The sequence below is a fragment of the Pseudonocardia alni genome (assembly GCF_002813375.1).
GTDB classification, from domain to species: Bacteria; Actinomycetota; Actinomycetes; order Mycobacteriales; family Pseudonocardiaceae; genus Pseudonocardia; species Pseudonocardia alni.
The window spans coordinates 357,972-377,244 of record NZ_PHUJ01000003.1 but is presented as its reverse complement, the minus strand read 5'-3'; the positions used below and the strand labels follow the sequence as shown (position 1 = coordinate 377,244).

16 protein-coding genes are annotated in these 19,273 nt (G+C 73.0%); 8 read left to right on the top strand and 8 right to left on the bottom strand.

All coding sequences use genetic code 11. The annotated features are described in order from the left end of the window. Nucleotides 1–116: 116 nt before the first annotated feature. Entirely contained in the window at nucleotides 117–704 is a 588-nt protein-coding gene (locus ATL51_RS02965) for a hypothetical protein (protein WP_157818206.1), read from the top strand. Nucleotides 705–723: 19 nt separating this feature from the next. Here ATL51_RS02965 and polA read toward each other — a convergent pair whose 3' ends face one another. Further along, nucleotides 724–3,519, bottom strand: a complete 2,796-nt coding sequence (gene polA / locus ATL51_RS02960; protein WP_100877587.1) for a DNA polymerase I — start codon at nucleotides 3,517–3,519, stop codon at nucleotides 724–726. 89 nt (nucleotides 3,520–3,608) lie between these two features. Then, a complete protein-coding gene (locus ATL51_RS02955) occupies nucleotides 3,609–4,358 on the bottom strand; it encodes a YebC/PmpR family DNA-binding transcriptional regulator (protein WP_073574650.1) in 750 nt (249 codons plus the stop codon). Nucleotides 4,359–4,644: 286 nt separating this feature from the next. On the opposite strand from ATL51_RS02955, the gene ATL51_RS02950 reads away from it, so the two are divergent. Both ATL51_RS02950 and ATL51_RS02945 read left to right on the top strand, forming a co-directional pair. After that, a complete protein-coding gene (locus ATL51_RS02950) occupies nucleotides 4,645–4,923 on the top strand; it encodes a DUF1490 family protein (RefSeq protein WP_224402295.1) in 279 nt (92 codons plus the stop codon). A gap of 40 nt (nucleotides 4,924–4,963) precedes the next feature. After that, complete coding sequence (locus ATL51_RS02945) at nucleotides 4,964–7,159, top strand: heavy metal translocating P-type ATPase (RefSeq protein WP_100877586.1); 2,196 nt, start codon at nucleotides 4,964–4,966, stop codon at nucleotides 7,157–7,159. Here ATL51_RS02945 and ATL51_RS02940 read toward each other — a convergent pair. Continuing rightward, a complete protein-coding gene (locus ATL51_RS02940; protein ID WP_157818205.1) occupies nucleotides 7,102–7,593 on the bottom strand; it encodes a hypothetical protein in 492 nt (163 codons plus the stop codon). The genes ATL51_RS02945 and ATL51_RS02940 overlap by 58 nt on opposite strands. 86 nt (nucleotides 7,594–7,679) lie before the next feature. Beyond that, nucleotides 7,680–8,306, bottom strand: a complete 627-nt coding sequence (gene pdxT, locus ATL51_RS02935) for a pyridoxal 5'-phosphate synthase glutaminase subunit PdxT (protein WP_073574646.1) — start codon at nucleotides 8,304–8,306, stop codon at nucleotides 7,680–7,682. Between the two features lie 325 nt (nucleotides 8,307–8,631). Here pdxT and ATL51_RS02925 point away from each other — a divergent pair, with 325 nt between their 5' ends. Beyond that, a complete protein-coding gene (locus tag ATL51_RS02925) occupies nucleotides 8,632–9,345 on the top strand; it encodes a hypothetical protein (RefSeq protein ID WP_100877583.1) in 714 nt (237 codons plus the stop codon). Nucleotides 9,346–9,350: 5 nt separating this feature from the next. Here ATL51_RS02925 and ATL51_RS02920 read toward each other — a convergent pair whose 3' ends face one another. The 3 genes from ATL51_RS02920 to ATL51_RS02910 form a co-directional block, all read right to left on the bottom strand. Next, entirely contained in the window at nucleotides 9,351–10,757 is a 1,407-nt protein-coding gene (locus ATL51_RS02920) for an NAD-dependent malic enzyme (RefSeq protein ID WP_100877582.1), read from the bottom strand. Nucleotides 10,758–10,818: 61 nt separating this feature from the next. Then, nucleotides 10,819–12,093: a DUF4032 domain-containing protein gene (locus tag ATL51_RS02915; protein ID WP_100877581.1), complete on the bottom strand. Its 1,275-nt coding sequence runs from the start codon at nucleotides 12,091–12,093 to the stop codon at nucleotides 10,819–10,821. Continuing rightward, complete coding sequence (locus ATL51_RS02910; RefSeq protein ID WP_208622904.1) at nucleotides 12,094–13,119, bottom strand: LacI family DNA-binding transcriptional regulator; 1,026 nt, start codon at nucleotides 13,117–13,119, stop codon at nucleotides 12,094–12,096. A gap of 227 nt (nucleotides 13,120–13,346) precedes the next feature. Here ATL51_RS02910 and ATL51_RS02905 point away from each other — a divergent pair, with 227 nt between their 5' ends. Genes ATL51_RS02905 through ATL51_RS02890 form a run of 4 tightly spaced genes read left to right on the top strand, consistent with a single transcriptional unit; the run spans nucleotide 13,347 to nucleotide 17,703 of the window. After that, entirely contained in the window at nucleotides 13,347–14,642 is a 1,296-nt protein-coding gene (locus ATL51_RS02905) for an extracellular solute-binding protein (protein ID WP_100877579.1), read from the top strand. Further along, nucleotides 14,639–15,598 carry a carbohydrate ABC transporter permease gene (locus ATL51_RS02900; RefSeq protein ID WP_100877578.1) on the top strand — a complete coding sequence of 320 codons (960 nt, stop codon included), beginning with the start codon at nucleotides 14,639–14,641 and terminating at the stop codon, nucleotides 15,596–15,598. Before ATL51_RS02905 ends, ATL51_RS02900 begins: the two co-directional genes overlap by 4 nt. Further along, nucleotides 15,598–16,431: a carbohydrate ABC transporter permease gene (locus ATL51_RS02895; protein ID WP_100877577.1), complete on the top strand. Its 834-nt coding sequence runs from the start codon at nucleotides 15,598–15,600 to the stop codon at nucleotides 16,429–16,431. Before ATL51_RS02900 ends, ATL51_RS02895 begins: the two co-directional genes overlap by 1 nt. A gap of 33 nt (nucleotides 16,432–16,464) precedes the next feature. Continuing rightward, the gene (locus tag ATL51_RS02890; RefSeq protein WP_100877576.1) at nucleotides 16,465–17,703 is read left to right on the top strand and encodes an ABC transporter ATP-binding protein; all 1,239 of its coding nucleotides are present in this window, start codon (nucleotides 16,465–16,467) and stop codon (nucleotides 17,701–17,703) included. Nucleotides 17,704–17,783: 80 nt separating this feature from the next. Here the strand turns inward: ATL51_RS02890 and ATL51_RS02885 are convergent, their stop codons facing one another. After that, nucleotides 17,784–19,247, bottom strand: coding sequence for a DUF2867 domain-containing protein (locus tag ATL51_RS02885; RefSeq protein WP_100877575.1), 1,464 nt, complete (start codon nucleotides 19,245–19,247; stop codon nucleotides 17,784–17,786). Nucleotides 19,248–19,273: the final 26 nt, after the last annotated feature.

The following is a 19,273-nucleotide window of genomic DNA, read 5'->3' as shown; positions in this document are numbered from 1 at the left end:
CAGGACGCCGGGCACGGACCGTCCGGCGGGATGTCCCCACCGTCCGCCGCGACGACGTAACAGCAGGTGGGAGCAGTGCGACCCTACCGGCGTCGGCCCCGGAGGAGGTGACGCCGATGCCGCTGGTCCCGCACCCCCGCCGCCCCGACGCGCCACCGGCCGTGCCGGCGCAGGCGGGCGTCCTCGTCCACCGGGGTCTGCCCGGGGACCGGGCGACCTGGGCGCGCCGGGCAGGCCGGATCGGCGGGCTCCTGGTCGCCCTGGCCGACGCCGAGTCCGGCGGGCTGGAGCTGCCCCCGTCGCTGGCCGGGCGCCGCGCGCTGTGGGCGTGGTCGCGTTCCGCGGAACGCGCGGTCGCCGCGGCGGGCGACGCCGACGCGGTCGTCGTGATCCACACCGACGACGCCGACGTCCTCGCCGCCGCCGGACGCGACCTGGCCGCGGTGCTGCGCCACGAACGCGACACCCGACGCCTCACCGGCCCTCGCGACACCACGGCCGGCGCCACGACCCGCACGCCCGGCCCGACCGGGCGGCTCTGCGCGATCCTGCACACCCAGGCCCGCCGGCAGGACGTCGCGGTGGAGCAGCTCGTCGCCGAGCTGGGCCGCGCCGCCCGGATCCTCGCGCCGGGGCACCTGCGTCACCCCTCCGGAGCCGGATACGGCGCCGGCGCCGCCGCACCGGGAGCGGTCCTCGGCTGAGCCCGGGCCGGGGCGCGGGTCAGTGCGCCGCGGCGTCCCAGCTGCGGCCGGACCCGACCGACACCTCCAGCGGCACCGACAGGTCGGCCGCGGCCGCCATCTCGCGGCGCACCAGCGCTTCCAGGGTCTCGCGCTCGCCGTCGGCGACCTCGATGACGAGCTCGTCGTGCACCTGCAGCAGCATCCGGCTGCGCAACCCCTCGGCCTGCAGCGCCCGGTACACGCCGAGCATCGCGACCTTGATGATGTCCGCCGCGCTGCCCTGGATCGGGGCGTTGAGCGCCATCCGCTCGGCCATCTCCCGACGCTGACGGTTGTCGCTGGTCAGGTCGGGCAGGTAGCGCCGCCGCCCCAGGATGGTGGCGGTGTAGCCGTCCTTGCGGGCCTGGTCGACGACTCCCGCGAGGTAGTCGCGTACCCCGCCGAACCCGGCGAAGTAGTCGTCCATCAAGCCCTTGGCCTCCTCGGTGGAGATCCGCAGCTGCCCGGACAGACCGTAGGCCGACAGCCCGTAGGCCAGGCCGTAGTTCATCGCCTTGATCTTGGCGCGCTGCTCGGGCGACACCTCGGCCGCCGCGACGCCGAAGACCCGGGCCGCGGTCTCGGCGTGGAAGTCGTGCTGTGAACGGAAGGCCTCGATCAGCGCGGCGTCCTCGGACAGGTGGGCCATGATCCGCATCTCGATCTGGCTGTAGTCCGCGGTGAGCAGCTCCGCGTACGGCGCGCCGTCGGGGCCGGATCCGACGACGAACGCGTCCCGGATCCGGCGCCCGGCGGCGGTGCGGATCGGCACGTTCTGCAGGTTCGGGTCGGTCGAGGACAGCCGGCCGGTCGCGGCGATCGTCTGCGAGTACGTGGTGTGGATCCGGCCGTCCTCGGCGACGGACTTCATGAGCCCGTCGACGGTCACCTTGAGCCGGGTCGCGTCGCGGTGCTGCAGCAGGAACTGCAGGAACGGGTGCTCGGTCTGCTCGTAGAGGCTCGCCAGCGCGTCCGCGTCGGTGGTGTAGCCGGTCTTGGTGCGCTTGGTCTTGGGCATCTCCAGCTCGTCGAACAGCACGACCTGCAGCTGCTTGGGCGAGCCGAGGTTGATCTCCTTCCCGATCACCTCGTAGGCCTGCCGCGCGGCCTCGCGGACCTGGGCGCCGAAGTCCGACTCCAGGTCGGACAGGGTCTCGCCGTCGACGGCGATCCCGGCCGCCTCGCAGTCGGCCAGCACGAACGCCAGCGGCAGCTCCAGGTCGGCCAGCAGCTCGCTGCCGCCCCGCTCGGCGAGGTCGGCGTCGAGGGCGTCGGCGAGCTCGGCGATCGCCGAGGCCGCGAGCATCTCCTGCTCCGCGGCCCGGGTGTCGGCCTCCTCCTCACCGCCGAGCAGCGACAGCTGCCCGTCGGCGGGCTCCTCGGTGCGCAGCTCGCGGCGCAGGTAGCGCAGCGCGAGGTCGGCCAGGTCGAACGTCCGCTGCCCGGGCTTGGCGAGGTACGCGGCGAGCGCGGTGTCGCTGGTCAGCCCGCCCAGGGTCCAGCCCCGCGCGCGCAGCGCGTGCAGCACCGCCTTCACGTCGTGCGCGGCCTTCGGCACGGACGCGTCGGCGAGCCAGTCGCCCAGGGCCGCCTCGTCGTCCGGGGTGAGGCCGGTCAGCGCGAGGTAGCCGGCGGCCGGGACACCGGCGGTGGCGCCGGCGGCCCGCTGCTCGACGGTCGGCTCCCCCGTGGCGAGCGCGATCCCGTCGAGGTCGCGCCCGGCGATCGGGCCGGTGACCCCGGCGAAGCTCACCGCGACGCGACGCCCGTCGCGGGCGTGGGCGTCGAGCCAGGCCCGCGCCGCGCCGGGTGCGACGACCTCGCCGGAGACCTCGAAGCCGGACTCGGCCTCGGGCTCGGCGGAGGAGAGGGTGGAGAACAGGCGCTCGCGCAGCACCCGGAACTCCAGCTCGTCGAACAGGCGGTGCACCGCGTCGCGGTCCCAGGGGCGCAGCTCGAGCTCCTCGGGGGCGGCGCCGAGGTCGACGTCGCGCACCAGCTCGGTGAGCTGGCGGTTGAGCAGCACGTTCGCCAGGTTGGCCCGCAGGTTGTCCCCGGCCTTGCCCTTGACCTCGTCGACCCGGTCGGTGAGCTCGGCGAGCGAGCCGAACTCCCGGACCCACTTGGCCGCGGTCTTCTCCCCCACCCCGGGGATGGAGGGCAGGTTGTCCGAGGGGTCGCCGCGCAGCGCCGCGAAGTCCGGGTACTGGGTCGGGGTGAGCCCGTAGCGCTTGTCGACCTCGGCCGGGTCGATCCGGCCGAGGTCGGACACGCCGCGCTTGGGGTACAGGACGGTGATGTCGTCGGTGACCAGCTGGAACGCGTCACGGTCGCCGGTGGTGATGAGCACCTGGTAGCCGTGCCCCTCGGCCTGGGTGGCGAGGGTGGCGATGAGGTCGTCGGCCTCGAACCCGTCGACGGCGAACACCGGGATGTTCAGCGCCGCCAGGACCTCCTTGATGAGGTCGATCTGGCCGCGGAAGTCGTCCGGCGTCGACGAGCGGTTCGCCTTGTACTCGGCGTAGCGCTCGGAACGGAAGGTCTTACGCGACACGTCGAAGGCGACCGCGAGGTGGGTCGGCTCCTCGTCACGCAGCAGGTTGATCAGCATCGAGGTGAAGCCGTAGACCGCGTTCGTGGTCTGCCCGGTACCCGTGCGGAAGTTCTCCGCGGGCAGCGCGAAGAACGCCCGGTAGGCCAGGGAGTGGCCGTCGAGCAGCAACAGGCGCGGCTTCGCCGGTGCCTTCTTCTTCGCCGAGGCCGACTTCTGGGTGCCCTGCGTCGCTGTGCTCATCGGCGGCGAGTCTAGAACCGACCCCCGACAGCGAACGCGGCCGCGCCCCGGGTGGGGACGCGGCCGCGTACGGACCTGCCGGGGCGACCTCAGCCGACCTCGGCCATGACCTCGTCGGAGACGTCGAAGTTGGCGTAGACGTTCTGGACCTCGTCGGAGTCCTCGAGCGCCTCGATCAGCTTGAAGACCTTCTTCGCACCGTCGGCGTCCAGCTCGACCTGCATCGACGGCACGAAGACCGCCTCCGCGGAGTCGTAGTCGATGTCGTTCTGCTGGAGCGCGGTCCGCACCGCGACGACGTCGGTCGGCTCGGAGACGACCTCCCAGCTCTCGCCGAGGTCGTTCACCTCCTCGGCACCCGCGTCGAGGACGGCCATCAGCACGTCGTCCTCGGACAGCTCGGCCTTCGGCAGCACCACGACGCCCTTGCGCTGGAACAGGTACGCCACCGACCCCGGGTCGGCCATGGTGCCGCCGTTGCGGGTCATCGCCGTCCGGACCTCGGTCGCCGCCCGGTTCCGGTTGTCGGACAGGCACTCGACCAGCACCGCGACCCCGTTCGGGCCGTAGCCCTCGTAGGTGATCGTCTGGTACTCGGCGCCTCCGGCGTCGGCACCCGAACCACGCTTGACCGCACGGTCGATGTTGTCGTTCGGGACCGAGCTCTTCTTCGCCTTCTGGATGGCGTCGTAGAGCGTCGGGTTGCCGTCGGGGTCACCGCCGCCGGTCCGGGCCGCGACCTCGATGTTCTTGATCAGCTTGGCGAACATCTTGCCGCGGCGGGCGTCGATCACGGCCTTCTTGTGCTTGGTCGTCGCCCACTTGGAGTGACCGCTCATCGGCTCGTCTGCCCACCTCTCGTGCTCGCACCGCGCACGCGACGCGCGGTGAGGGGCAGGTCCGACGCCCCGCAGCGCGAGCTGCGGTCGGGCCGACCTGCGGGAACCCGTCAATGTTACCGACGACGCGGCTCCCCGCCGGGCCGGGCCCGCGCACGCCCCCCGTCACCGACACATGCAAGATCGACTATGCTTCGCCACCACGTCCCGCCGGGAACCCGGCGCGGACTACGCTGACAACCGTTATCGGCACCTGCACCGGGCGCCGGTCGCGAGAGGAGCGCACGTGTTCGGAGCAGTGGCAGGCAAGGCCGTCGGGCTCGTCGTGAGCGGGCTGGCCGGCGCGGTCGCCTACGACGGCGTCAAGAAGGTCGCGCGCTCCGGCGCCGTCCGCGAGGCCGCCGTCTCGATGACCACCTGGGGCCTCAAGGGCGCCCGTGCCGCCGAGACCGGCGCCGAGAAGGCCCGGCTGGCGACCGCCGACATCGTCGCCGAGGCCCGCGGCCGCATCGGCGAGGAGGCCCCCGCCCCGGGCAACGGCCACGGGCACGGCCACGAGCACTGATCCCGGCCCTCCGGGCACGACGAGCGAGACGAGCGAGACCGTGAGCACCGACACCGCCGGCCCGGACGCCACCGTCCTCAGCGACGCCGCGGGCCGCATCCGCTTCGCCGTCCCGGCCCTGCGCGGGCGGACCGCGCTGGCCGTGGCCGTCGAGGACGAGCTGGACCACGTCGGCGGGGTGCGGCAGGTGCACGCCTACCCGCGCACCGGCAACGTCGTCGTCTGGTACCGCCCGGGCTGCGACCGGGTCGAACTCGTCGAGGCGATCGGCAAGGGTCTGGGCGCCGAGCCCGAGGCCACCGCGGCCCGCACCCCTCGCTCGGCCGACCAGCACAACGGGGAGCTGGCCCGGCTGGTCGTCGGCGGGGTCGCGCTCGCCGCACTCGGCTTCCGCCGCTACGCGCTGCGCCGCCCGCCGCTGCTCGGGCCGGCCAGCCGCACCGTCGCCACCGGCGTCACGATCTTCACCGGCTACCCGTTCCTGCGCGGCGCGCTCCGCTCGCTGGCCGGCGGGAAGGGCGCGGGCACCGACGCGCTCGTGTCCGCGGCGACCGTCGCCAGTCTCGTGCTGCGCGAGAACGTCGTCGCGCTGACCGTGCTGTGGCTGCTCAACATCGGCGAGTACCTGCAGGACCTGACGCTGCGACGCTCCCGGCGCGCGATCTCCGAGCTCCTCACCGGCGCCACCACCCGCACCTGGACCCGGCTGGCCGGCGGCACCGAGATCGAGATCGACATCGCCGACCTGTCGGTGGGTGACGAGGTCGTGGTGCACGAGCGGATCGTGCTCCCGGTCGACGGCGAGGTCGTCGACGGGGAGGGCGTGGTCGACCAGGCCGCGATCACCGGCGAGCAACTGCCCGTCTCGGTCGCCCCCGGGGCCGTCCTGCACGCCGGGTCGGTGCTGCTGCGCGGCCGGATCGTCGTGCGCGCCACCGCCGTCGGGCAGGACACCGCGATCGGGCGGATCATCGACCGGGTCGAGCAGGCCCAGGGCGACCGGGCCCCGATCCAGACCGTCGGCGAGAACTTCTCCCGCCGGTTCGTGCCGGCTTCGTTCCTGCTCTCGGCGCTGACCCTGGTCGTCACCCGCGACGTGCGGCGCGCGATGACGATGCTGCTCATCGCCTGCCCGTGCGCGGTCGGCCTGTCCACCCCGACGGCGATCTCCGCGGCGATCGGCAACGGCGCGCGGCGCGGCATCCTCATCAAGGGCGGCGCGCACCTCGAGGCGGCCGGCCGGGTCGACGCGGTGGTGTTCGACAAGACCGGCACGCTCACCCAGGGCCGCCCGGTCGTCACCAACGTCATCTCCTTCCACGACGACTGGGCGCCCGAGCAGGTCCTGGCCTACGCCGCGTCCTCGGAGATCCACTCCCGGCACCCGCTGGCACAGGCGGTCATCCGCTCCACCGAGGAGCGGCGGATCGAGATCCCGCCGCACGAGGAGTGCGAGGTCCTGCTCGGCCAGGGCATGCGGGTCCAGGCCGACGGCCGGGTACTGCTCATCGGCTCACGCGACCTGCTCCGCGCCCAGGGCGTCACGGTCCCGCGCAAGGCCGCGGACTGGGTGCGGCGACTGCAGAAGGCCTCGGAGACGCCCCTGCTGCTCGCCGTCGACGGCGCGCTGGTCGGCCTGGTCTCGCTGCGCGACACCGTGCGGACCGAGGCCCGCGACGTGCTGGAACGGCTGCGCGCCGACGGCGTCACCCGGATCGTCATGCTCACCGGCGACCACCCGCAGACCGCGAAGGCCGTCGCCGAGGAGCTCGGCATCACCGAGTACCGCGCCGAGGTCATGCCCGAGCAGAAGCAGGACGTGGTCCGGGCACTGCAGGCCGAGGGCCACACCGTCGCGATGATCGGTGACGGCACGAACGACGCCCCCGCGCTGGCGCTGGCCGACATCGGGATCGCGATGGGCGTGGCCGGGACCGACGTGGCGGTCGAGACCGCGGACGTCGCGCTGGCCGCCGACGACCTCAACGCGCTGCTCGACCTGCGTGACCTGGGGCGGCGCTCGATCACCCTGATCCGGCAGAACTACGGCATGTCGATCGCGGTGAACGCGGCCGGGCTGCTGGTCTCCGCGGGCGGGGCGATGTCACCGGTGGTCGCGGCGATCCTGCACAACGCCTCCAGCGTCGCGGTCGTCGCGAACAGCTCCCGGCTGATCCGCTACCGGATCCCCGCAGGCGTGGCGACGACCGTCGTCGAGGGTGAGGTCGTCCGGTAGAAGGCCCGTGCGGCGGGGTGGAACAGCAGCACGACGGCGCCGACCACCTCGGCCACGTGCAGCCCGCGCAGCGCCGCCGCGACGAGCTCGGGCGCGGTCGCGGACACCAGGAACAGCCCGACCGAGCCCCCGTCGGCGAGGGCACGTACCGGTTCGACGACCAGTGAGGCCGTCCCGAGCACACCGAGCACGCCGAGGACGGTCCACCGGTACACGCCGTGCCCGGAGCGCAGCTGCAGCACGACCACGCCCAGGACCAGGTAGATCCCGGCGCGGACGGCCAGCTCCCCGGTCGTGGGCGGCACCGGTGCGGCCAGCCGGACCAGGGACTCGGCGAGCCCGGCCAGGATCGCGCCGAGCCACAGCGCGACGCTGAGGTCCACCGCGGAGGGCAGGACGGGGCGCGACCCGCTGGGCACGACGGTGGTGGTCATGCTCTCCAGGGTCCCCGCGCCGGGCCGGCCGGCCCACACGGCGCTCCCCCCGGTGGACCTGGGGTATCCCCCACCCCCGTGGGGGGTCAGCCTGCGGCGCGCACCATGTCGACGAACAGCGCGTGCACCCGCCGGTCCCCGGTCAGCTCGGGGTGGAACGACGTGGCGAGCACCGGGCCCTGCCGGATCGCGACCGCGCGCCCGGCCGCCTCACCGGCGTCGGCACCGGCGCTCGTGACGTCCGGGACGGAGGCGAGCACCTCGACGTCGCCGCCGGTCTTCTCCACCCACGGGGCGCGGATGAAGACCGCGTGCACCGGACCACCGATGAGCCCGGTGAAGTCCAGATCGGTCTCGAACGAGTCGACCTGGCGGCCGAAGGCGTTGCGCCGCACGACGACGTCGAGCCCGCCGAGCTGGTGCTGGTCGGGGCGGCCGTCGAGGATCTCCTCGGCCAGCAGGATCATGCCTGCGCACGATCCGTAGGCGGGCAGCCCGTCGCGGAGCCGGGCCCGCAGCGGCTCCAGCAGCTCGAAGGTGTCGAGCAGCTTGGACATGGTCGTCGACTCGCCGCCGGGCAGGACGATGCCGTCCACCGCGGCCAGCTCGGACGCACGGCGGACCGGCACGGCCTCGGCGCCCGCCGCGGTCAGCGCCGCCACGTGCTCGCGGACGTTGCCCTGCAGGGCCAGCACACCGATCCTCACCGCCATGCACGCCAGCCTAGACCCGTGCGACCTGCGGTAACCGCCCGTCCGGGGGTGAGCCGCGGCACCGTACGGCGGTGCCGCGCCCCGGGGTGCAGGACGGATCCTGGGCCTTCGCGCGGTGCCGGGCACGGCCCCGCCCGGGCACACGGGGGTGGGGCGTCATGGACATCGGAGCGACGGTGCGGGTCTTCCGGGCCGAACCCCTGGCTGCGCCGGGCGACCCGGACCGGGCGCCGGCGCACCCGCCGACCGATGGGGCGGCGACACCGGTCGCGCCGGTCCCGGACGGCATGCCACGGCGGGTCCCCGACCGGGCCGGTGAACCGGTGTGTGCCCCGCGCTGACCACACCGTCGGACGGCGCCGCACCGGACGTCGCGGGCGTCGTCGTCGGCTGGCGGTGCTGGCGTGTCGCGGGCCCGCCCACCGCGCCGCGGCTGCGGTCCCCGGTGCACGTGGCCACCGAGTGGCCGCCCGGCGGCGCCCTCGCCGCGCACTGCGAGCTGCGCGGACACGAGGCACCGGACCCGGCCTGCACCTGCGGTGTGCACGCGGTCCGCGACCCGGCCCGGGTCGGCGGCGTCGGGTTCGGTCCCGGCACCGTGCTGGGCTGCGTCGCGCTGTGGGGTCTCGTCGTCGAGGGCGAGCACGGCTGGCGGGCCGGCGCCGGGGCACCGCTGGTGCTGTTCTGCGGGCCCGCGCTGGGCGACCCGGAGCGCAGCGGGCTGGCGCGGACCTACCGGATCGGGGTGCACCGGCTGCCGATCCCGGTCGCGACCGCCGTCGAGCTGCCGCTCCCGGTCGCGACGGCGGGCGCGGTCCGTGCCGCCGCCGCCGAGGGCCGGGGCCTCGACGACGCCGCGGCCGCGTTCGTGACGGCCGTGCCCGTGCCGGACGCCCCGGCGCGCCCGGTGCGCGTGCCGCGACCCCGCCGGTTCGCGCTCGGGACGACGGTGGCGCTGGCCGTACTCGTCGCCGCGGCGGCCTCCCCCGCCGAGCACGTCCCCGTGCCCGCGCCGCCCGGGGTGGTCGTCCCCCGGTGAGCCGGTCAGCCCGCCTCGACCTCGCCGCGCTTCGCCTGCTTCGCGGCGGCACCGCGCAGCGCCTCGGCGACGGCCGGGGCCACGCTCGTGTCGAACACGCTCGGCACGATGAACGACGGGTTCGGCTCGGCGACGACGTCGGCGATCGCCTCGGCCGCGGCGAGCATCATCTCGTCGGTGATGTCGTGCGCCTGGGCGTCGAGCAGCCCGCGGAACACACCGGGGAACGCGAGCACGTTGTTGATCTGGTTCGGGTAGTCCGACCGGCCGGTCGCGACGACGGCGGCGTGGCGCATCGCCAGCGTCGGGTCGACCTCGGGGTCCGGGTTGGCCAGTGCGAACACGATCGAGTCGTCGTTCATGGTCCGCAGCTCGTCCTCGCCGAACAGGTTCGGCGCGCTGACCCCGATGAAGACGTCGGCCCCGACGAGCGCGTCGGCCAGGGTGCCCTGCTTGCCGTCCTTGTTGGTCTGCGCGGCGATCGAGACGAGGTTGTCGTCCATCCCCTCGCGTCCGGTGTGGACGATTCCGTCCACGTCGACCGCGACGACGTCGGCGGTCTGCTCCGAGCCGAGCAGCCGGATGATCGCCGACCCGGCCGCGCCGACGCCGCAGACGACGACGCGGATGTCGGAGAACTTCTTGCCGACCACGCGCAGCGCGTTGCGCAGGGCGCCGACGACGACGACGGCGGTGCCGTGCTGGTCGTCGTGGAAGACCGGGATGTCGAGCAGCTCGCGCAGCCGGCGCTCGATCTCGAAGCAGCGCGGCGCGGCGATGTCCTCCAGGTTGATGCCGCCGTAGCCGGGGGCGATCAGCTGGACGGTGCGGATGATCTCCTCGGTGTCCTGGGTGTCGAGGCAGACCGGCCAGGCGTCGACTCCTGCGAACTGCTTGAACAGCGCCGCCTTGCCCTCCATCACCGGCATCGCCGCGGCGGCGCCGATGTTGCCCAGGCCGAGCACCGCGGACCCGTCGGTGACGACGGCGACGGTGTTGCGCTTGATCGTCAGGCGCCGGGCGTCGGACGGGTTCTCCGCGATCGCCATCGACACCCGCGCGACGCCCGGGGTGTAGGCGCGCGACAGGTCGTCACGGGTGCGGAGGTTCACCTTGGACCGCACCTCGATCTTGCCGCCGAGGTGGAGCAGGAAGGTCCGGTCCGAGACCTTGCGGACCGAGAAGCCCTCGAGCTGCTCGATGGCCGTCTTGATCTCCTCGACGTGCTCGGTGTTGCGGGCGTTGACCGAGATGTCGACGACGAGACTCTCGGTGCGCGCCTCGACGACGTCGAAGGCGGTGACGACGCCACCGACCTGGCCGACGGCGGCGGTGAGGTCACCGGCCGAGGTGGGGTGGGCGGGGGCGTCGACGCGTGCGGTGATGGCGTAACCGGGACCGGGAATGGACACGGCCCGGAACAGTACCGCCGGGAGTGTGGTTACCGTGGCGTCAACGATGTGACGACGCGCGTCACCGCTCGTCGGCGTCGTCCGCGGGGATCCGCGGCAGCGGCCCGGTGGGGGCGTCGGCGACGGCCATCTTGGCCGCCGAGTCGGTCGGGGCGTGCCCGCCGAGGGCGGCCAGCGCGGTCTCGTTGCCGACGTCGGCGCCGGCCCGTTCGGACAACAGCCAGCGCACCTCCAGCAGGTCGCAGTACGCCTGCACCGGATCGCCGGCTCCGCCGAGCGCGGCGTGCGCGCGGGCCGATCCGGGCTCGAGGCAGTGGTCGATCCAGCTGTGGGCGGCCGCGCGCTCCGACACCGGGTGACCGGTGCGCCGCTGCATCCAGTCGCGGTGGGCGTTGAGGTCGCCGAGCAGGATCCGGGCCTGGCCCTCCCCCACGCCGACACCGGTCAGCCTGCGCAGCGTCTCGGAGTGGTAGTTGCGGTCGCCGACGGCGATGTGCAGCCGCGACCGGCCGTCGCCGATCGGGAGCAGGGACACCTCGTCGACGGCGAAGCCCAGGTCGTTGAGCTCGCGGATGGCGCCCTCGACGCGGTAGCGGTCGCCGAAGGCGAAGACCGGCGAGGTGTGCAGCGCCTCCCACAGCTCCCGGTAGCGCTCGGGCAGGGCGGTCGCCTCGTCGATGAGCTGCGGGATCATCTCCGGCGGGCGCTCCAGCGAGGTCGCGAGGTCGATCATCCCGGCGGCGATGTTCTCGACCAGGATCGTCACGTCGTGCTCGCGCTGACCGTCGGACAGGCCGTCCGGGTGCACCTCGCTGGTCTCGGCGTCGACGAGGAAGGCCTGCAGGGTCTGCCCGTCGCGGGTGAACAGGGTGTTGTTGAGCGAGCAGTCCCCCCAGAACACGCCGTGCCGGTGCAACTCGACCAGCAGCGAGATCATCGCGTCGAACAGCCGGGCGCGGTGCCGCGGCCGGTTCGGGGGCAGCCGCAGGAACAGCCTGCGGTACTGCCAGGACCCGGCGAGGTAGCGGGTCACCAGGATCGCGGTCTCGTGCGCCGGCTGGTTCACCAGCCCGGCCGGGCGGACCGCGGGCAGGCACTGGTGCTCGAGGCGCCGCAGCACGTCGTACTCGCGACGGGCGATCCGCTCCGGCATGTCCTTGAGCGCCCACAGTGCACCGTCGGCCTCGACGAAACGGACGAGGTGCCGGCTGGGGCCGACCTCCATGTCGCGCAGCGGGACCCGCATCTCGTCCCACCGTTCCAGCGGCTCGTTCCAGGGCAGCGCGATCAGCTCGGGGCCGGGGGCCCGCAGCACCAGCTCCGGCGGCGCGTCCATTCAGGACACCCCCCGCACGCCGCGGGCCGGTGGGGCGGTGGAGCCGCGGATGACCAGCCGGGTCGGCAGGGTCGCGACCGGCTCGACCGGCTCGCCGGCCAGCGTCGCCAGCGCCATCCGGGCCGCGACGGCACCCTGCTCGGCCGCCGGCTGGGCCACGGTGGACAGATCGGTCAGCGCGGCCAGCGGGTGGTCGTCGATACCGATGACCGACACGTCGCCGGGCACCGCGAGCCCGGCCCGGCGCAGCGTGCCGACGGCGCCGAGGGCGACCTCGTCGGTGTGGGCGTAGACCGCCGTCGGCGGGTCGGACAGCCCGAGCAGCTCCCCCATCGCCCGCGCCCCGCCCTCCGGGCTCCAGGGCACGCTCACCGTCAGGGCGGGGTCGTGTTCCACGCCGGCGTCGGCGAGCGCCGTCCGGTAGGCGGCGGCACGCCCCTCGGGCTGGCCCGGGTCGAGCTCCGGGTCGGTGGTGACGATCATCCCGATCCTCCGGTGTCCGAGGTGGAGCAGGTGGTCGACGGCCTGGCGACCGGCGACGCACTCGTCGATCGACACCGAGGGGTGGTTGCCGATCCGGGTCCCCGCCGACACGATGCCGACGCCGATCCGCTCCAGCCGGGCGCGCTCGGCGTCGTCGACACCGAACCCCAGCAGCACGACGGCGTCGGCACGCCGGCGGGCGGGCAGCTCGGCGAAGAACGCGCGCCGGGCCGCGGCGTCGCCCAGGTGGTAGAGCAGCACGTCGCGCCCGGCCTCGCGCACCACCTCGGACAACCCCTCCAGCGCCGCCCCGAACCACCACCGCGACAGGTGCGGGACGACGACGGCGATCCGCCCCGTGGTGCCCCGCGCGAGCCCGGAGGCATCCGGACTGACGACGTACTCCAGGGCGCGCGCGGCCTCCCACACGCGGGCGCGGGTGGCCTCGGCGACGTGGGGGTGATCGCTGAGCGCGCGTGACGCGGTGGCCGGTGAGACCTTGGCCAGCCGGGCCACGTCGGCCAGGTTGACCGGTTCGGGCACCACACATGTATGCCCAAAGCTGGAAGCGATTGCAAGAGCGGATGTTATCCGACTGCGCTGGACCATCGCCTGTCGATCAGTAAGGATCGTCGCCTACCAGCCCGACCGATGTGAGTCTTGACACTCCTGGGTGAAAGGCTCACAGTCTCGGTTGGAAACGCTTCCAACGTCGCCGGCGAGCGACAGGACACAGCAGCGGTATCGGACACGGGAGTTCGGAGTTGACCATGCGTCGCACACGGTGGAGGAGGACGCTGGCCGCCGGTGCGGCCACCGTCGCCCTCGCCCTGCTGGCGGGCTGCGGAGGCGCACCCGCGGGCCCGCCGGTCCTCAACTGGTACATCAACCCCGACGACGGAGGGCAGGCGGAGATCGCCCAGCGCTGCTCGGCGGCGTCGAACGGGCAGTACCAGATCGCGGTGTCGGTGCTGCCGCGCCAGTCCGCGGAGCAGCGTCAGCAGCTGATCCGCCGGCTCGCGGCCAACGACAGCTCGATCGACATCATGTCCATCGACCCGCCCTACATCCCCGAGTTCGCCGAGGCGAAGTTCCTGGCCCCGGTGCCCGAGGACGTCGCGCAGCGGACCACCGCCGGGATCGTGAACTCCGCGAAGGAGGGCGCGAGCTGGAACGGCGAGCTGGTCACGGTGCCGTTCTGGGCCAACACCCAGCTGCTCTGGTACCGCAAGTCGCAGGTCGCCGGCACCGGGCTGGACCTGTCGAAGCCGGTCACCTGGGACCAGGTCGTCGCGACCGCGCAGGCCAAGAACTCGATCATCGCCGCGCAGGGCATCCGCGCGGAGTCGCTGACCGTCTGGCTGAACGCGCTGGTCGAGGGCGGCGGCGGGCAGATCGTCACCAACGCCTCGCCGCAGGACCCCGACGGCGTCCAGCTCGGCCTGGACTCCCCCGCCGCGACGAAGGCCGCCGAGATCATGAAGGCGGTCTCGGCCGTCGGCGGTCCCGGCTTCTCGACCAACTCCGAGGACGAGAACTCCAACGCCTTCCAGTCCGGTGACGCGATGTTCCAGGTGAACTGGCCGTTCGTGTGGGGCAAGGTCAACAGCGCCGTCGAGGAGGGGACCGTCCCGCAGTCCACGCCGGACGACTTCGGCTGGGCGCTCTACCCGCAGACCGAGGCCGGCAGGCCCTCGGCCCCGCCCTACGGCGGCATCAACCTCGGCGTCGGCGCCTTCAGCAAGCACACCGACCTGGCCTACCAGGCCACCGAGTGCATCACCTCGACCGAGAACCAGAAGCAGTACTTCCTCACCAACGGCAACCCGGCCGCCCGGATCTCGGTGTTCACCGACCCGGACGTGGTGAAGAAGTTCCCGATGGCCCCGGTCATCGCGCAGTCGCTGCAGCAGGCCAAGCCGCGCCCGCAGACGGCGTACTACAGCGAGGTCTCCGAGTCCATCCAGCGCACCTACCACCCGACCGCGGGCATCGACCCGCCGACCGTCGGCCCCGCGACCGCCGCGCTGATCAAGGCGGTCCTCGCCAAGGAGGAGCTGCTGTGACCACGACGACCGAGCGGCCCGGGACCGGGACCGGGGCCTCCCCGGCCCCGCGCGGTGCCAGTGACCGCAGCCGGGCCGAGCAGAAGCTCGGCTGGTACCTCGCGGGCCCGGCGTTCGCCGTGATGCTGCTGGTGACGGCCTACCCGATCATCCAGGCCGTCTACTACTCGCTGTTCGACTACCGGCTGACCGACCCGGACAACATCTCCTTCGTCGGCCTGAAGAACTACGCGGTCATCCTCACCGACTCGATCTGGTGGACCTCCTTCGGCGTCACGGTGTTCATCACCGTGGTCACCGTCGCGGTCGAGCTGGTGCTGGGCTTTCTGCTGGCGCTGGTCATGATGAACGCGCTCAGGGCGATCCGGCCGGTGCTGCGCGCCGCGATCCTGATCCCCTACGCGGTCATCACGGTCGTGTCGGCGTTCGCCTGGCAGTACGCGTTCTCCCTCGACTCGGGCTTCGTGAACTCCTGGTTCGGCTGGCTGCCCGGGATCTCGGCCGAGACCGACTGGTTCGGCTCGACCGGCTCGTCGCTGTTCGTGATCTGCCTGGCCGAGATCTGGAAGACCACCCCGTTCATCTCGCTGCTGCTGCTCGCGGGTCTGGCCCAGGTGCCCGACGTGCTGCAGGAGGCCGCCCGCGTCGACGGCGCGACCTGGTGGCAGCGGATGTGGAAGGTCACCCTCCCGAACATGAAGGCGGCGATCATGGTCGCCCTGCTGTTCCGGACCCTGGACGCGTTCCGCGTGTTCGACTCGGTGTTCGTGATGACGGCCGGGGCGAACAGCACCGAGACGGTGTCGTTCCTGGCCTACCGCCAGACCATCGCCCGCGTCGAGATCGGGCTCGGCTCCGCGGTGTCGGTGCTGCTGTTCCTGTCCGTCGTGATCATCTGCATCGGGTTCATCAAGGGGTTCAAGGTCGACCTGTCCCAGGCCCGAGGGGAGAAGTGATGTCCACCCGCGAGAGAGTCCTCTGGATCGTCGCCGGCATCGCGATCGTCGTCTACGCCCTGTTCCCGGTGGGCTGGATCGTGTCGCTGTCGCTGAAGTCGAGCGACGACATCGCCAACACGCAGTTCCTGCCGACCTCGGTGTCGTGGGACAACTACTCCCAGATCCTCGTCGGGGACGCGGCCGGGCTGTTCCTGCCCGCGCTGCGCAACTCCTTCGGCATCTGCATCATCGCGACGTTCCTGGCGTGCGTGCTGTCGATGTTCGCCGCCTACGCGATCGCCCGGCTCGACTTCCGGGGCAAGAAGCTGATCCTGTCGACCGCGCTGGCGGTGGCGATCTTCCCGGTCATCTCGATCGTGACGCCGCTGTTCAACCTGTGGCGCCAGATCGGGCTCTACGACACCTGGCCCGGCCTGATCATCCCCTACCTGTCGCTGACCCTGCCGCTATCGATCTGGACCATGTCGGCGTTCTTCCGCGAGATCCCGTGGGAGATGGAGCAGGCCGCGCAGGTCGACGGCGCCACCACCTGGCAGGCGTTCCGCAAGGTGATCGTCCCGCTGGCGACGCCCGGGGTGTTCACCACCGCGATCCTGGCGTTCTTCATCGCCTGGAACGACTTCGCCTACGGCATCTCGCTGACCTCGACCGGCGCGTCCCGCCCGGTCCCGGCCGCGCTGGGCCTGTTCTCCGGGGCCTCGCAGTTCGAGTCGCCGAACGGCCCGATCGCCGCCGCCGCGGTGATCGTGACCATCCCCGTCGTCGTGCTCGTCCTGCTGTTCCAGCGGCGCATCGTCGCCGGTCTGACCAACGGCGCCGTCAAGGGCTGACGCCCCGTACACAGAGAGAGGAACCGACCGGCCATGGCGTCGATCGAGATGAAGAACATCGTGAAGAAGTACGGGGACGGCTTCCCCGCCGTGAACGACGTGAGCATGGACATCGCCGACGGCGAGTTCATGATCCTCGTCGGCCCGTCCGGCTGCGGGAAGTCGACGCTGCTGCGGATGATCGTCGGTCTGGAGGACATCACCTCCGGTGACATGGTCATCGCCGGCAGCCGCGTCAACGACAAGGCCCCGCGGGACCGCAACCTGTCCATGGTGTTCCAGAACTACGCGCTCTACCCGCACCTGTCGGTCTTCGAGAACATCGCGTTCCCGCTGCGTCTGGCCAAGGCGCCCGAGGACGAGATCACGCAGAAGGTCGACACCGCGGCGAAGGTCCTGGAGCTGCAGGAGCACCTGCAGCGCAAGCCCGCGAACCTGTCCGGCGGTCAGCGCCAGCGGGTCGCGATGGGCCGTGCCATCGTCCGTGACGCCGACGCGTTCCTGTTCGACGAGCCGCTGTCCAACCTGGACGCGAAGCTGCGCGGGCAGATGCGCACCGAGATCGCCCGCCTGCAGCGCCGCCTCGGAATCACCACCGTCTACGTCACACACGACCAGACCGAGGCGATGACCCTCGGCGATCGGGTCTGTGTCCTGCGCAAGGGCGTCATCCAGCAGGTCGCCTCGCCGCGCGAGCTCTACGAGCAGCCGGTCAACCTGTTCGTCGCCGGGTTCATCGGGTCGCCGCCGATGAACTTCCTGCCCGCGACCGTGGCCGGGAACAAGCTGGAGACGCCGTTCGGCCCGATCGAGCTCGACGCCGCGCGCGCCGAGAAGGTCGCCGGGCGGGAGCTGGTGCTGGTCGGCATCCGGCCGGAGTACTTCGAGGACGCGTCACTGGTCGACGAGGCCAAGAAGCACGTCGGGTCGACCTTCACCGCGAAGGTCGACGTGACCGAGTGGCTGGGCGACTCGCAGTACGCCTACATCCCCTACGAGGCCCCGGCCGAGGTGGAGACCAAGCTCAAGGAGCTGTCGCGGGAGCTCGACGCCGATCAGCTGCGCACGCAGGCGATCGTGTCGATCGACTCGACCAGCCGGATCCGGGAGGGCCGCGACGCCGAGTTCTGGCTGGACGCGCGGAAGATCCACGTGTTCGACCCGGAGTCGGGCGAGAACCTCACCCGCGACCCCGAGGCCGGCGCCGAGCTGACGCGGCTCGCGGCCGAGGACCGCGCCGAGCAGGTGGCGCAGGCCCGCAGCCGGGACTGAGGCGCCGCCCCCGTCGCCCCCAGGGGAACTCTCGTGGCTTAGAGCGCTACGAGAGTTCCCCTGGGGGCACCCCGGAGGGGTCAGAGGGCGCGGACGTCGCGCCGGTAGCGGGTCTCGGCGACCCCGGCGAGGGTCCGCGCCATCACCGCGAACACGAAGCGCTGCGACGGGTAGGCCGCCAGCCATCCCAGCCGCCCCGCCATCCCGCGTGGGGTGAACCGCAGGGTCTGGGTGTAGCGGCTGGTCAGCCGGTCGGTCGGGGTGACGGCCAGCTCGAGCCGGGCGTCGCCGGGGAGCCGGTCCGCGGCGCGCAGCACCAGCCGCCGCCCCGGTTCGACGGTCTCGACGGTCCAGCGGTCCAGGGACTCACCCGGGAGGAGCCGGGCCGGGCCGTCGCCGTGCCGGCGCGGGACGACACCGGGCCCACCGGCGAGGACGTCGAGGTGGCCGGTCAGCGTCGCGACGCCCGGGACGGTGTACCAGCCGTGCGGGCCGCCGAGCGTCTCGATCACCGACCAGACGGAGCGGGCGGGAGCGGCCACGTCGCGGCTGTCGGTCGTCGACCACTCCAGCGGACCGGTGCCGGGCGGGTCGGACGGCCCCGGCCCGGCCGCGCCGACGCCGTCGAGAGCGCGGCGGACCGCCGTGCGGTACGGGGTCCGGCCGCCGGGCGGGGTGCCGATGAGCGCGTCGAGGGCCGCGAGGTCGTCGGGGTCGGCCACCAGGTCGTGCCGCATGGACTCGACCAGCGGCTCGGCCAGCCCGCGGCCGACCGGGGTGAGCGCGGCGACGGCGCGGGCGGTGAGCCGCGGCGCGGACAGCGGGACGGGCACCGGGAACGGCCGCAGCAGCCCTGCCTCGGCGGCGAACTCGCTCATCAGGGACCGGTAGGTGTGCACGTCGGGACCGCCGACGTCGAACGCCCGGTCCACCCCGGCGGGCAGGTCGAGGCAGCCGACGAGGTCGTACAGCACGTCGTCGACGGCGATCGGTTGGATCCGGTTCCAGGCGCGGTCGGGCAGCGGCAGGACCAGCGGACCGCCCATCGCGGTCTCGGTGAGGTGCCGGATCATCTCGAAGCTGGCCGAGCCGGTGCCGACGACGATCCCGGCCCGCAGCACGGCGGCCGGGACGGGCCCGGCGAGCAGGATGTCCCCGACCTCTCGGCGCGAGGACAGGTGCTGCGACACCCGCCGGGTGCCGGCCTCGGGCTGCAGTCCGCCCAGGTAGACGATGCGGCGTACACCGGCCGCGGCGGCGCCGTCGGCCAGCGCATGCGCGGCGGTGCGGTCGCGGTCGGCGTAGCCGGGGCCGTCCATGGCGTGCACCAGGTGGACGACGGCGTCGACATCCTCGCAGGCCCGGCGCACGTCGGCCGGGTCCCGGGCGTCGCCACGGACCGCGTCGACCCGGTCGCCCCACGGGTGCGCGGCCAGCTTGCCCGGGGTGCGGGCGAGGACCCGGACGTCGTGGCCGGCGTCGAGCAGGCGCGGGACGAGCCGGGAGCCGACGTAGCCGGTGGCGCCGAGGACGAGCACGTGCATGGGTCGATCCTCGCGGTCCCCGGCGC

What these genes read in the sequence shown, in the direction of transcription:
- ATL51_RS02965 (WP_157818206.1), top strand. Translation starts at nt 117, where the DNA reads ATGCCGCTGGTCCCGCACCCCCGCCGCCCCGACGCGCCACCGGCCGTG.
- polA (WP_100877587.1), bottom strand. Translation starts at nt 3,519, where the DNA reads ATGAGCACAGCGACGCAGGGCACCCAGAAGTCGGCCTCGGCGAAGAAG.
- ATL51_RS02955 (WP_073574650.1), bottom strand. Translation starts at nt 4,358, where the DNA reads ATGAGCGGTCACTCCAAGTGGGCGACGACCAAGCACAAGAAGGCCGTG.
- ATL51_RS02940 (WP_157818205.1), bottom strand. Translation starts at nt 7,593, where the DNA reads ATGACCACCACCGTCGTGCCCAGCGGGTCGCGCCCCGTCCTGCCCTCC.
- pdxT (WP_073574646.1), bottom strand. Translation starts at nt 8,306, where the DNA reads ATGGCGGTGAGGATCGGTGTGCTGGCCCTGCAGGGCAACGTCCGCGAG.
- ATL51_RS02915 (WP_100877581.1), bottom strand. Translation starts at nt 12,093, where the DNA reads ATGGACGCGCCGCCGGAGCTGGTGCTGCGGGCCCCCGGCCCCGAGCTG.
- ATL51_RS02905 (WP_100877579.1), top strand. Translation starts at nt 13,347, where the DNA reads ATGCGTCGCACACGGTGGAGGAGGACGCTGGCCGCCGGTGCGGCCACC.
- ATL51_RS02895 (WP_100877577.1), top strand. Translation starts at nt 15,598, where the DNA reads ATGTCCACCCGCGAGAGAGTCCTCTGGATCGTCGCCGGCATCGCGATC.
- ATL51_RS02890 (WP_100877576.1), top strand. Translation starts at nt 16,465, where the DNA reads ATGGCGTCGATCGAGATGAAGAACATCGTGAAGAAGTACGGGGACGGC.
- ATL51_RS02885 (WP_100877575.1), bottom strand. Translation starts at nt 19,247, where the DNA reads ATGCACGTGCTCGTCCTCGGCGCCACCGGCTACGTCGGCTCCCGGCTC.